The sequence below is a fragment of the Kribbella sp. NPDC020701 genome (assembly GCF_055562215.1).
This window is the reverse complement of sequence record NZ_JBVHFT010000005.1, coordinates 216,644-229,119: the sequence shown is the minus strand read 5'-3', so window position 1 is coordinate 229,119 and position 12,476 is coordinate 216,644. Positions and strand designations below refer to the sequence as shown.

Below are 12,476 nucleotides of genomic sequence, written 5' to 3'. Positions count from 1 at the left end.
GTCAGGGGGCCAGATGGCAAGCGGTCTGAACGACCTCCCAGAGCCGGCGGACCTGCACGCCCGGCTGTCTACGCAGCGTCCGCTCGACTGGGGAGATCCGATCCCGACCAAGGCGGAGATCGCCGCCAAGTACGGGGTCGGCAAGGCCACCGAGAGTCTCACGATGCTGACCAAGGCCGCCGCGGTCGAGGGGCGGATCACGGACGCAGTGATCGCGGCCATCGGCGACGAGGGAGCGCCGTACCACCTGACGAACCGGTTGAAGTCACCGCAGTCCCTCGCTCGCAAACTGGTCACGCTCGAGGACTACTACCGGCGCTCCCATCAGATCCCGGAGGACGTCCTGCGGTACACCGCAGCGGTGAAACATCCGGACGAGCTCACCACGGCCGCGGTCAGGACAATCGATCGCCTGCGGAACGACGACTGGGAGATGGAATCCGCTCACCACTCGTACGTCGACGGCAGCCGCTACAAGGGATTGCACACCTTCCTGCGCAGCCACGGTGAACGCATCGAACTGCAGATGCACTCGGGTGAGTCCATCGCGGTGAAGGAGAGTACGACTCCGCTCTACGAGATCGAACGCGACACCGATCAGGATCCGGCAGTGCGTGATGCGGCGCGGCGCGAATGCATCGCGTTGTCGGATCGGATGACACAGCCTGCCGGAATCGACGACCTCCGCGAGCTCGGCGGCGTGACGGTGCGGGCCATTAGTTACGGTAGGCAGCGTCCGGCGCACCACTCAGACGCAGCTCAGACCGGCAAGGGCGCGGCCGGCTCCGCATCGCAGCCTGCTCACCAGCCGGTTCAGGATCGACAGAACGGGATTGCACGATGACGCGGTTGTATCTGGTGAAGGACGGCGATCGGGAGCTGTGGGTCGCGGCGTTGGTGGACGAGGATGTCTGGACGTACGTCGGGAACACCGCGAAGTTCCACCGCAACGATGGTGCCCGGCACGACTACTACTTCCTGAAGGAACTGGAGTACGTCGAGATCGGGATCGCGGAGGCTCAGCGCCTGATCCGGGCTGGGGTTGGCACCGTCGACGCGAAGGAATTCCCGGACTCGGCCCGGCGGTGGCGCGAGGACACCAAGGGCATGGACCCCGAAGTGGTCTTCGCCTCCATGGCAGCCGACCTCGCCTGACTGCTCCGGGGCTAGTGGGTGGGGGCGTAGAGCTGGGTGATTACTGATTCGATGGTGGGTTCGGCTACGGAGAGGTCGATCAGGGGGTAGTTGGCGGCTATTTGGGAGAGGAGGGGGGCGGCGCTGGTGGTGGGTGGGAAGGAGAGGTGCTGGCGGGGGCCGTCGACTTTGATGACGGTGGCGCCTTCTACGGTGATGGGTGGGAGTGAGGTGGCCAGGTCGACGACCAGGGTGCGGGGTGCGTTCTGGCTGGCTTTCAGGCCGTCGAGGGTGCCGTCGAAGATCTGGTGACCGTGGTCGATGACCATGACGCGAGTACACAGGGCCTCGATGTCGTCGAGGTCGTGGGTGGTGAGGATGACCGTCGTACGGCGTTCCGCGTTGACCTCGGCCAGGAATTCCCGGAGCCGGGCCTTGCTGATCACATCGAGTCCGATCGTGGGCTCGTCAAGGTAGACGATCTCCGGATCGTGCAGCAAGGCGGCCGCGATGTCGCCACGCATCCGCTGCCCCAGGGAGAGTTGACGGACGGGCACGTCCAGCAGATCGCCCAGGTCCAGCAGTTCGACGAAGGTCGCGAGGTTCTCCCGGTGCCGTGCGATCGGGACGTCGTACATCTTCTGCAGTACGGCGAACGAGTCCTTCAACGGCAGGTCCCACCACAGCGTGGTGCGCTGGCCGAAGACGACGCCGATGCGCTTGGCGAGCTTCAATCGATGCCGCGACGGATCCACCCCGGCCACCCGGATCGACCCACCCGACGGGACCAGGATGCCGGTCAGCATCTTGATCGTCGTCGACTTGCCGGCGCCGTTCGGGCCGATGTAGCCCATCACCTCCCCCGGCTCGACACTGAACGACAGGCCGTCGACCGCACGGACCTCCCGCTTGGTACGGCGAAGCCCGGTCCGCGACGTCACGGTGAACGCCCGGGACACGTCCGACAACTCGATCACTGGCATGTTCAGCTCCCTGTACTGCGGTAACGACGGAGACCACCCCGCCACGCCAGCGACGCCAGCGCGACCATCGCGACGGCGACCAGCGGGGACAGCAGGCCGATCCAGGACGGTAGGCCCAGCGGGGCCGGCTTACCCAGCACGAACAGCACCGGGTAGTAGTTGACGAAGGCAAGCGGTACGACGAACGTGACCGCCCGGACGATCTCCTTGCCGAAGATCGTCAACGGGTACTGGGTCATCGTCTGACCGCCGTATGTGAAGGAGTTCGCCAGCTCGGCCGAGTCGACCGCGATGAACTGGAACGAGGCACCGAGCACGAAGATCGCCCCGAAGATCACCGACCCGGCGACCATCGACACCACCAACACGATGCCCTTGGCAACAGTCCAGTCGACGTCGATGTGCCGGCAGGCGAACACCAGGACGACACCGGCCTGCAACGGACGGCCCAGCCGGCGGAGCGCGAACCCGTCCGCGGCGGCCTGCAGGAACGTCGGCACCGGCCGGATCATGTACGCGTCGAACGCGCCGGTGCGGATCCGCTCGCCGACCCGCTCGATCGATCCGGTGAACAGGTCGGCGATCCCGAGCGTCATCGAGGCCGTTGCGTAAAGCAACGCCATCTCCCCCAGCGTGAACCCGCCGAACGACGAGATGTGACTGAACATGATGACGACGGCCACGAAGTCCATCACCGTGATCAGCATCGAGCTGCACAGCATCAGGACGAACGACGCCGGGTAGGCCAGCGCGGACCGGATCCACATCACGGTCAGCATCCAGTACTGCCCGGGGGCCCGGACGAGTCGCTCAACCACCCTGGATCACCACCTTCCGGGTCGCCAGCGACGTGACGAGCTGCCCGGCCGGGAACAGCACCAGGATCCAGCCCAGCTGGAACACCAGCGCCGCACCGGTTCCTCCCGGGTTCCGGCCGAGCCAGATGTCGATCGGCACCTGCATGGTCGCCGCCCACGGCGTCGCGCGGGCGAACTCACCGATCCAGCCGGGGAACACGACCAGCGGCAGGATCAGGCCGGAGAAGAACGCCGACAGCAGGAACGCGAGCTGCTCCATCCCGCGCGAGTCGGTGATCCAGAAGCCGGACAGTGCGACCAGATAGCGGATCCCGAAGCTCACCAGGATCGCCAGCAGCAGGCCGGCCGCGACCGCGAGCCAGGCGGTCGCTCCGGAAGGGAACTTCAGGTCGAACACCAGCGCACCGACGAGCAGCGGCGCACTGCCGCGGACCAGGAGCTGGAACATCGCCCGGCCGAGATCGACCGACAGCCACCACAGCAGCAGATGCGTCGGCCGGTACAGATCCACCGCGATCTCACCGCTGCGGACCCGCGCGCCCAGCTCGGTGGTGGTGGTCGCGCCGAAGATCCCGACCGGCAGCAGCAACCCCTGCTGCAACCAGACGAACGTCAGCGCGTCGGCTTCGTCGTACCCGCCGAGCCCGGGCCGTTCGCGCCACAGGGTCAGGTAGATCCCGCACAGGATGAACCCGAACACGGTGTTGGTGAACGCGCCGGACGCGGTGGCGATCCGGTACGTCGAGAAGCGCCGGAACGACCGTACGGCGATCGCCCAGTAGACGCCCACGGCAACCTCCTCTCCTACTCGAGAGTGGTGTCCGGATCCCCAGCGGCACGCAGAACTACCCCGAATCTAGAGGACCCGGGGGGTTCGGACACCACTGTGACGGCATGGGTGATCCACGCCGGTTTGTCAAGGCAGGGATCGGACGGTACGCCGCTCTGCGACCAAGCGTCAACCCATATAACCGGTCCGGGCGCGGGACCCCTCAGACCCGCGCCCGGACCGGTGAACCGTGGACGTCAGAGCGTGTCGGCCTTCAGCAGGGCAGCCAGGTGCGTGGCGAACGGCACGGGGTGACTGGCGTACCCGCCGTGGCCGCCGGGGAAGGTGACGACCGGCCAACCGAGATGCTCGGCGATGAGCTGGATCGGCCGCCCGGGAAGGTGGTCGATCGACTCCAACCCGGCCGCGGGGACGATCCGGTCCGCCACGGTCTTCAGCGCTTGCAGATCAGGCTCGTACCGGGTGAACGGGAGGAGCTTGTGCTCGTAGAAGTTCGCCGCGTTGGTCTGCATCCGCTCGGCGAGCTCGCGGTACTCCGGCAGCAGGTCCTCCATCGGCGGCATCGCGTCGTCGTCCATCCCGGTGCCCACCAGGAACAGCACGTCGGCCGCGGCGAGCCCCTCGGACTTGTAGGTGTCGTACACGTCCTCGAAGAACGCCCGCGCGTCGGTGGCATCCGGCAGGATCTCGGTGCACGGCGGCTCGTGCGCGACCAGCATCCGGACCCGATCCGGGTGCCGGGTGATCAGCTCGAGCCCGGTGACCGCCCCGGAACTAGTGCCGAGCACGTACGCCGGCTGGCCACCGGCCACCTCGTTGATCAACGCCAGCGCGTCCTCGGCCGATTGGTCGACACACTCGTCCGACGGCTCACCGTCGTACCGGCTCCTGGAGTTGCCGCGCGGGTCGTACGCCACGACTGTGTACTCGGCGGCGAGCTGCCCGACGATCCCGTCGAACACCGCCGCATCCGTTCCGCCACCCGGGATCAGCAGCAGCATCGGACCCGATCCGGTCACCTCGTAGTGCAGCGTGGCCCCCGGCACCGTCAATTTGTTCACAGTCTTCGCACTCATCAGGCAACCCCTCTCTGGTTGCCTACACTCTCCGGTTCGCCGCTGACATCGCACGCACACGGCGCTGGTACGAGCGCTCAGCCGGCGTCTTCCATCGGTACGGGTGCGTCGTCGTCAAGGGCGGCCCAGGGGTCCCGGGGTGGGGACTCGCGGCGGCCTTGGGGGCAGATGCGGGCGAAGTCGCACCAACCGCACAGCGCGGACGGCTGCGGTGGGAAGGCTTCGTCCGCCTCGGCCGGGGTCAGACCTTCGTACCAGCGCTTCTCGGCCGCGGCCGCATCGTCGGCCATCGCCTCGGCGCGGCGCTGGTGCCGGGCCAGGGACGCGTCGTCGTGGTCGGCCGCGGCGACGGTGTTGGTCGGCAGGTGGTGCAGCTCGACCCGGGTGGACGGCTTGTGCAGGACGCGCCGAGCACCCAGCACGTACAGCGCCATCGCGAGCGACGACCGCGCGTCTGTGGACGTCAGTGGGCGCCGGCCGGTCTTGTAGTCGACGATCACCAGCTCGGTCCCGCCGCTCCCGTCGCGGGCCGGGCGTTCGTCGATCCGGTCGACCCGCCCGCGCAGCGAAGCCCGCTCGGTGGTGAAGGCGACCGTACGCTCGACTCCGCGGGGTTCGTAGTACGGGTCGGAATCGCGCAGGTAACCCAGCACCATGTCGGTCGACCGGTCGCGCCAGTCCAGCGACTGCTGCTCGTCGCGGAAGCCTTCACTGCGCCAGCTCGACCGCATCTTGGCCACCACCTCGTCCGGCGTGCGGCGGGAGGCCGGCCAGCGACCGAAGAAGTCGGCGAGCACCTCGTGGACGACGGCGCCGACCGTATTGTGCGCCCACGGCGGACCCTTCGGCGGCCGCGGCGTCTCCAGGTAGGTGTAGCGGTACTTGCGCTTGCAGTCCGCGAAGTTGAGCAGCTTGGTCGGCGTCGCGACGAACAACCGCGTCGGCATCCCGGGCAGCATGTCGCTCACGTCAGCCCGCCTTGATGAAGTCCGAGACCGCGTCCGCGACCAGCTGCACGGCGATCGCGCTCAGCAGCAGACCGGCGATCCGCGTGACCAGCAGTACGCCGTTCTCCCCGAGGATCCGCATGATCACGCCGGAGAACCGCAGGGTGAGCCACATGATCAGGTGGATCGCGATGATGCCGACCGAGATCGCGACCACGTCCGGCACTGACCCGTTCGCACGCTGCACGAACACCATTGTGGCCACGATCGCGCCCGGTCCGGCGAGCAACGGCGTACCGAGCGGGACGAAGGCGATGTTCACGTTCTTGGTCTGGACCGGGTCCTCGGCGGTGTCGGTCAGCAGCTGCAGCGCGATCAGCAGGAGCAGCAGGCCGCCGGCGCACTGCAGTGCCGGAAGCGTGATGCCCAGGTGGTTCAGAATCTGCTGCCCGAACGCCGCGAACAGGACGATCACGCCGAATGCGACCAGCACCGCCTGCCAGGCGGCCTTCTTCCGGACCGCGCGGGACTGTCCCGCGGTCAGCGAGATGAACACCGGCACGGTGCCCGGCGGGTCCATGATCACGAACAGCGTGACGATGACCTCGGTGAGCAGGCCGATGTTGATGACATCGTTCACGGGAGGTAGGCCTCGGGGACCTGAACATCGGTGGCGGCGGCCGCGTTCGCCTTCGCGACCTCGAGCAGCCGCTCGAACTGCTCCGGGTCGGTGGAGTTCACGCCGAGGTCGTGGTCGATCTTGCCGGCGCCGTGGTGATCGCTCGAGCCGGTGGAGATGATGCCGAGCTCGTCGGCGATCGCGCGCAACGCCACCCGGGACTCGGGCGAGTGGTCCTGGTGGTCGATCTCGATACCGGCCAGGCCGTGGTCGGCGACCAGGCGGCCGATGGTGTCCTTGGTCATCACCTTGTAGCTGGAGCGTCCCCACGGGTGGGCGATCACCGGGACGCCGCCGGCCTCGCGGACCAGGTCGATCGCGCGGCCCGGCTCGATCGCGTAGTGCGGCACGTGCCCGGCGCGGCCGTCGGCCAGGAACCGGTCGAACGCCTCGCCGCGGTTGGCGACCGTACCGTTGGCGACCAGCGCGTCGGCCACGTGGGGCCGTCCGACCGACGGCGTACCGGTGGCCTGGGCCAGCACCTCGTCGACGGTCAGCGCGACGCCGACGCTGTTCAGCCGGGCGACGATCGACGGGATCCGGTCGGTCCGCCCGTCGCGGACGATGCGCAGCTCCTCGGCCAGCGCCGGGTAGGAGGGGTCCAGCAGGTAGCCGAGCAGGTGGACGCTGATCCCGTTCAGCTTGCAGGAGATCTCGATCCCGGGGACGAACCCGATCCCGGTCTCCTCCGCTGCGATCCGGCCCTCGGCCCACCCGTCCGCGGTGTCGTGATCCGTGAGCGCGATCACATCGAGACCCGCCTGCGCAGCATGCGCGATCAGGACGTCCACCGGGTCGGTGCCGTCCGAGCGGTTCGAGTGAGTGTGCAGATCGATGCGCACGAGCGGTCCGGATCCCTTCGAAGGCCTTCTGTCACCGCAGATGCTATCCGCGTTCACCCTCGACCCCTGGCAGTTATCCCCAGAACGCCTATTCTGCGGTGGCATGGATGCGCGGCGTGTCGACTGTGTGGGTGCCCTGGTGTACGACGAGGAGCACCGGCTGCTCGTGGTCCGCCGGGCCAACGAGCCTGGGCGGGGACTGTGGTCGATCCCGGGCGGGCGGGTCGAGCCGGGTGAGGACGATCCGGCGGCCGTGGCGCGCGAGGTCGCGGAGGAAACCGGGCTCACCGTCGAGGTCGGCGCCCTGGTCGGCGAGGTCGAACGCGAAGGCCCGCAGGGCAAGCTCTACGTGATCCGCGACTACGAGGCGACCGCCGTCGGCGGCACCCTCACCGCGGGCGACGACGCGTCGGACGCCCGCTTCGTCACCCGTTCCGAGTTCCTGACCCTGGCCACCACGACACTGCTCGTCTCGACGCTCGAACAGTGGAACGCGCTTCCCGGCTGATCGGAAAGACTGGCGATGGACGACATGGAGATCGCGCAGGCGATCGAGGACAACGCGGCGGAACTGCTGATGGCGATGGGCACCGCGGGTGGTGGCGAGCAGCGCGAGGATGCCCACGCGCGGTGGACGATCGGTGGGTCGCCGATCGACTATCACAATGCCGTGGTTGGTGCATCCGGCAACAACGTGGTGGCGGAATCCCTTGCGGCGTTGAAGAAGCACAACGTCCCGGGGAGCTGGCACGTCGGTCCGTCGATGCGGGTGGACGGGTTGGCGGACCAGTTGACCGCGGCCGGTTTCACATCTGGTGGACCCGAGCCCGGGATGGCAGTGCGGATCCCCGAGCTGATCGCGCCACGCGCCGTACCCGGGCTGCAGATTGCCCGGGTGACCGACGATGACGCGCTAGCTGCGTGGGAGGGAACGCTCGGGCAGGGATTCGGCGAGGGCGAGAAGGAAGCGCGGTGGGTCGCGTCGGTCTACCGGAAGCTCGGGTACGGCGATCCGTGGCGGCACTACCTGGGTCTGCTCGACGGTGCGCCGGTGGCGACGACCACGATCTTCCTCGGCGCCGGCGTGGCCGGGGTGTACTTCGTGATGACGGTCCCCGAGGCCCGGCGGCGCGGGATCGGCGCAGCGATCACGTACGCCGCTCTCCGCGAAGCCGAGGGGGTTGCGGAGTACGGCGTACTGGGATCGTCGCCGGCCGGGCGGTCGGTGTACGCCGGGCTCGGGTTCCGTGAGTACTGCACGATCGACCTCTACGAGTGGACGCCCACCGGCTGAGCTGTCACCTGACGTTCGCGCAGCAGCAGGCAGGCGTCGAAGAGGACGACCACCGCGGTCAGGCCGTGGACGCCGAGGGCGGTGGCGACGGTGCCGCCGTGGGTGAGCACGATGATCATGTCGGCAATCGGGATCATCGCGGTGATCGCCAGCAGTACGCCGGTCGCGCGGCGCTGGCCGAGTGCGAACAGGGCCAGCAGATTGAGCCCGATGGCGATGTCGCGAATGCCCTTCACCGCGAAGTAGCCGGCTGCCGAACCGGTCGGCCACGGGTCGATGCCGAAACCGGCGGCGGCGCCGTGCCCGTCGAGCAGGAACCGCACGCCGAACGTGAGCGGGAAGATGCCGAGCAGGACGGTCAGGACGGTGGTGAAGCGGCGCATCGGGGCCTCCTGTGATCTAGCAGCGCTACGTTTCCTAGCGACGCCAACATTGCCGTTGCTAGATTGTCTAGCGATGCTAATATCCGGTCTATGCCGACACCGTCACGCCGGGAGCGCGCCCGCGAGGATCGTCGCGACCTGATCGTCCGCACCGCCCGGGACCTCGCCGAAACCGAAGGCTGGGACGCCGTCACCACCCGCCGCCTGGCCGAAGCCGTCGACTACAGCCAGCCCGTCCTCTACGGCCACTTCAAGAACATGCACGCCATCGCCGGCGCCGTTGCCCTCGAGGGCGTCGTCGAGCTGACCGCGGCGCTCCACGACGGCCGCACCCGCGACGGTCTCCGCGGACTGGCCCAGGCCTACCTCACGTACGCCGAAGAGCACCCCGCCGTCTACGACGCGATCTTCGTCCGCCGCACAGACCTGGTCTTCGGCGCCGCCGACAGCCCCGCCGCCCTCAATGACGCCTTCAACGAAATCCGAGCCGGTGTAGAACCCTTCGCCGCCACCGACCCCGAAACCCTCACCGAAGTCTTCTGGAGCGCCCTCCACGGCCAAGCCACCCTCAGTCGAGGCGCCCGCCTCCGCCCCACCCACACCCAACTCCGCGCAGACCTCCTGGTCACCCTCATCACCTCCGCCTAACCGCGGCAGCCGAGGTTTGCGGTAACAATTAGCCGCCAAGAGCCCCCATTTATGTTCCGCAAACCTGACCACTCCTGCAGCCGGCGGGGGTTATCCACAAGGGGGTCGGCGGGGTGGAGGGAAATCCGTCAGGCTTGGGTGGATGGACTGGTGGTGGAGGCGGCAACTGGCGGACGTCGGCATTCACGCCCTGATCCACGACCAGAACCGGATCGTGTCCCGCATCCAACTGCAGTCGGCCGGATGGACGGAGGCCAGGATCCGGCAGCCGTTGCGGAACCGGCGCTGGCAGGCGGTTCATCCGGGCGTCTACGCCACGCACACCGGACCGATCGGATATGTCGAGCAGCTGCTGGCGGCCCTGCTGTACGCCGGGCCAGAAGCAGCCTGGAGCCACTACACCGCCGCGGAACAACTCGGTCTGATCAAACCGGACAGCAACCGTCCCGTCCACGTGACGATTCCGGTACGCCGCAAGGTCCGGCCGCGACCGACGGTCGTCATCCACCGCGACGAGTACTGGGCCGACCGCCTCGCCTCGGTCGTACCACCACGGCGAACGCCCGCGGACGCCGTACTGGACATCGTCGGGGTCAGCAGCTCGGTGGACCAGGCAGCCGCTGTCATCGCCGAGGCATGCCAGAGCGGCCGTGTCAGTCCCGCGGAGATCATGCGTGCGCTGGCCGATCGCCCGCGGCTGCGTCATCGGCGGCTGTTGCAACCGATCCTCACCGACGTCGCCTCCGGGACCCACTCGCTACTCGAGCTCCGGTATCTGCGAGATGTGGAGCGACGGCATGCGTTGCCGATCGGTGTTCGGCAGCGGGCGGTGGATCGCGAGTTCACCGACGTCTTCTACGACGGATTCGAGCTCGTGGTCGAGCTCGACGGGCGTCTCCACCTCGCACCTCACCAACGCTGGCGCGACCTGGACCGGGACAACCGCGCAACCCTGCGTGCCGAGTCCACGCTGCGCTACGGATGGTTCGACATCACGTACCGCCCGTGCGCGGCCGCCGTACAGGTCCTCGACGTACTCCGCCGAACCCTGCCCACCCTCACCGCCAACCCCTGCAGCCCCACCTGCCCGGTGCGCTGAGGTTTCCGGAACTTCACTGCCACCCACCGACCACAATGTTCCGCAAAGCGTCAGGCGTTCCAGTGGTGGATGGCGGGGGAGCCTCGTTCCCAGCCTAGGACTGAGACGGTGGCGGTGTTGAGGACGAAGTGGCGGCCTTCGGTGACGTCGAGTTCGAGCCAGCGGGCGGTGAGGGCTCGGAGGGCGTGGGAGTGGCCGAAGACGAGAACGTCGCCGGGGACGGCGGCGATGCGGGTGTTGACGCGGTCCAGGCGGGCGGCGACCTGGGCGGGGGTTTCGCCGTTGGGTACCGGGTCGGCCCAGACCGTCCAGCCGGGCACGGTCTTGCGGATCTCCGCGGTGGTGATGCCTTCGTAGTCGCCGTAGTCCCACTCGACCAGGTCGTTGTCGACCTCGGCATCCGGGAACCCCGCGAGTTCCGCCGTACGCCGGGCTCGCTGCCGGGGTGACGTCAGTACCAGGTCGAACTTCTCCCCTGCCAGCCGCTGCTTCAACCCCGCCGCGACGCGCTCCCCGTCCGGCGTCAGCGGAAGGTCGGTGACGGACGTGTGCCGGCCTGACTTGCTCCACTCGGTCTCACCGTGCCGGATCAGGAAGAGCTGGTCCTCGCGCTCGTGTGTGGTCACGCTTCCATGGTCGCAAATGACAAGCCCGTATGGTCGCAGATCGGCGACGAGGCCTTGACCGATCCACCCGGGACAGGGCAGGGTCTAAAACTGTAAGCGCTTCCACTCTGACCACCAGGAGCGAGCACGTGGCATCTGGAACGACCGGCCGGCCGGCGACGATCTACGACGTCGCGGCCCGGGCGAAGCTGTCGATCGCGACGGTTTCGCGTGTCCTGCAAGGGACTGGACCGGTGTCGGAGAAGGCACGAGCGCGGGTCGACCAGGCGGCGCAGGAGCTCAACTACGTACCGCTGCGCGCCGCCCGCAGCCTGGCGGTACAACGGCACGAGGCGCATGGGCTCGTGCTGCCCGACCTGGCCGGCCCGTTCTACGGCGACCTACTGATGGGGTACGAGCGCTGGGCCGGCGAGCACGGCCAAAGCGTCGTCATCACCGTCACCCACGGCAACCCCGATCCCCGCCGCAGCGTCCGCGACCTGGCCGGGCGGGTCGACGGGATCGTTGTCCACGGCAACGCTTTGGACCTGCCGACGATCCAGGGCCTGCGCAAGGCCGGCGTCCAGCTGGTGCTGATCGCGCATCCGCCGCTCACCGGCTGCGACTCGGTCCGCAGCGAGAGCGCGACCAGCGCGGAGTCACTGACGACACGGCTGCTCGACCACGGTCGCACCAACCTGCTGTTCGTCGGTGATCCGGCCAGCTCGTACGACGTTTCCGAGCGGTACGCCGGGTTCGCGAAAGCTCACGAGTCGCGCGGGCTCGCGGTGCCGAAACCGGAGCGCGTGCCACTGACCGAGGAGGCCGGTCGCGCGGTCGCCGAAAAGATGCTCAAGGCAAACAAACGGCCGGCCGGACTGGTCTGCGCCAACGACGAGCTCGGGCTCGCGGTGCTGACCAGCTTCACGGCCGGCGGGCTCGACGTACCGGGCGACATCGTGGTGACGGGGTGGGACGACGTGATGGCGGCACGGTACGTGTCGCCGGGGCTGACGACCGTGCGGCAGCCGATGATCGAGCTCGGCCGGCTGGCCGCGCAACGACTGCACGAACGCGTGACCGGGGAACGCACCCGGGCGCGGAACGACGTACTGGCGACACAACTCGTGCTGCGGGACAGCTGCGGCACGAACCGGGGGATGCAGAAGTAGTTCCGA

Annotated in this window: 16 protein-coding genes; 7 read left to right on the top strand and 9 right to left on the bottom strand. The window is 68.3% G+C overall.

The window, feature by feature from the left end:
* The first annotated feature begins 13 nt into the window (after positions 1-13).
* Positions 14-844: a hypothetical protein gene (locus ACZ3HV_RS14170; protein WP_465684270.1), complete on the top strand. Its 831-nt coding sequence runs from the start codon at positions 14-16 to the stop codon at positions 842-844.
* Entirely contained in the window at positions 841-1,155 is a 315-nt protein-coding gene (locus ACZ3HV_RS14165) for a hypothetical protein (protein ID WP_465684268.1), read from the top strand. Before ACZ3HV_RS14170 ends, ACZ3HV_RS14165 begins: the two co-directional genes overlap by 4 nt.
* 11 nt (positions 1,156-1,166) lie before the next feature.
* On the opposite strand, the gene ACZ3HV_RS14160 is transcribed toward ACZ3HV_RS14165, so the two are convergent.
* From ACZ3HV_RS14160 to ACZ3HV_RS14130, 7 genes are all read right to left on the bottom strand, one after another.
* Entirely contained in the window at positions 1,167-2,117 is a 951-nt protein-coding gene (locus ACZ3HV_RS14160; protein WP_465684266.1) for an ABC transporter ATP-binding protein, read from the bottom strand.
* A 2-nt stretch (positions 2,118-2,119) separates the two neighbouring features.
* The gene (locus ACZ3HV_RS14155; protein ID WP_465684264.1) at positions 2,120-2,935 is read right to left on the bottom strand and encodes an ABC transporter permease; all 816 of its coding nucleotides are present in this window, start codon (positions 2,933-2,935) and stop codon (positions 2,120-2,122) included.
* Positions 2,928-3,725, bottom strand: a complete 798-nt coding sequence (locus ACZ3HV_RS14150; protein ID WP_465684262.1) for an ABC transporter permease — start codon at positions 3,723-3,725, stop codon at positions 2,928-2,930. Before ACZ3HV_RS14150 ends, ACZ3HV_RS14155 begins: the two co-directional genes overlap by 8 nt.
* 236 nt (positions 3,726-3,961) lie before the next feature.
* A complete protein-coding gene (locus ACZ3HV_RS14145) occupies positions 3,962-4,801 on the bottom strand; it encodes an alpha/beta fold hydrolase (RefSeq protein WP_465684260.1) in 840 nt (279 codons plus the stop codon).
* 77 nt (positions 4,802-4,878) lie between these two features.
* Positions 4,879-5,760 carry a RecB family exonuclease gene (locus ACZ3HV_RS14140; protein ID WP_465684768.1) on the bottom strand — a complete coding sequence of 294 codons (882 nt, stop codon included), beginning with the start codon at positions 5,758-5,760 and terminating at the stop codon, positions 4,879-4,881.
* Positions 5,761-5,770: 10 nt separating this feature from the next.
* On the bottom strand, positions 5,771-6,388 hold the full coding sequence (locus ACZ3HV_RS14135; RefSeq protein WP_465684258.1) for a MarC family protein: 618 nt from the start codon (positions 6,386-6,388) through the stop codon (positions 5,771-5,773).
* Entirely contained in the window at positions 6,385-7,269 is an 885-nt protein-coding gene (locus tag ACZ3HV_RS14130; RefSeq protein ID WP_465684256.1) for a PHP domain-containing protein, read from the bottom strand. The genes ACZ3HV_RS14135 and ACZ3HV_RS14130 overlap by 4 nt, the downstream gene beginning before the upstream one ends.
* 103 nt (positions 7,270-7,372) lie before the next feature.
* On the opposite strand from ACZ3HV_RS14130, the gene ACZ3HV_RS14125 reads away from it, so the two are divergent.
* Positions 7,373-7,777, top strand: coding sequence for an NUDIX hydrolase (locus tag ACZ3HV_RS14125; RefSeq protein ID WP_465684254.1), 405 nt, complete (start codon positions 7,373-7,375; stop codon positions 7,775-7,777).
* Positions 7,778-7,792: 15 nt separating this feature from the next.
* Positions 7,793-8,563 (top strand): GNAT family N-acetyltransferase, encoded by a 771-nt coding sequence (locus tag ACZ3HV_RS14120; RefSeq protein ID WP_465684252.1) that lies wholly within the window; start codon positions 7,793-7,795, stop codon positions 8,561-8,563.
* On the opposite strand, the gene ACZ3HV_RS14115 is transcribed toward ACZ3HV_RS14120, so the two are convergent.
* The gene (locus ACZ3HV_RS14115) at positions 8,539-8,946 is read right to left on the bottom strand and encodes a DUF4267 domain-containing protein (RefSeq protein WP_465684250.1); all 408 of its coding nucleotides are present in this window, start codon (positions 8,944-8,946) and stop codon (positions 8,539-8,541) included. The genes ACZ3HV_RS14120 and ACZ3HV_RS14115 overlap by 25 nt on opposite strands.
* A gap of 90 nt (positions 8,947-9,036) precedes the next feature.
* Between ACZ3HV_RS14115 and ACZ3HV_RS14110 the strand changes: the two genes are divergently transcribed.
* Together ACZ3HV_RS14110 and ACZ3HV_RS14105 are read left to right on the top strand one after the other, a co-directional pair.
* On the top strand, positions 9,037-9,594 hold the full coding sequence (locus ACZ3HV_RS14110) for a TetR/AcrR family transcriptional regulator (RefSeq protein ID WP_465684248.1): 558 nt from the start codon (positions 9,037-9,039) through the stop codon (positions 9,592-9,594).
* Between the two features lie 142 nt (positions 9,595-9,736).
* The gene (locus tag ACZ3HV_RS14105) at positions 9,737-10,693 is read left to right on the top strand and encodes a hypothetical protein (RefSeq protein ID WP_465684246.1); all 957 of its coding nucleotides are present in this window, start codon (positions 9,737-9,739) and stop codon (positions 10,691-10,693) included.
* Positions 10,694-10,743: 50 nt separating this feature from the next.
* Here ACZ3HV_RS14105 and ACZ3HV_RS14100 read toward each other — a convergent pair whose 3' ends face one another.
* Positions 10,744-11,319, bottom strand: coding sequence for a histidine phosphatase family protein (locus ACZ3HV_RS14100; protein WP_465684244.1), 576 nt, complete (start codon positions 11,317-11,319; stop codon positions 10,744-10,746).
* A gap of 128 nt (positions 11,320-11,447) precedes the next feature.
* Between ACZ3HV_RS14100 and ACZ3HV_RS14095 the strand changes: the two genes are divergently transcribed.
* Complete coding sequence (locus ACZ3HV_RS14095) at positions 11,448-12,470, top strand: LacI family DNA-binding transcriptional regulator (protein WP_360365836.1); 1,023 nt, start codon at positions 11,448-11,450, stop codon at positions 12,468-12,470.
* Positions 12,471-12,476 lie beyond the last annotated feature (6 nt).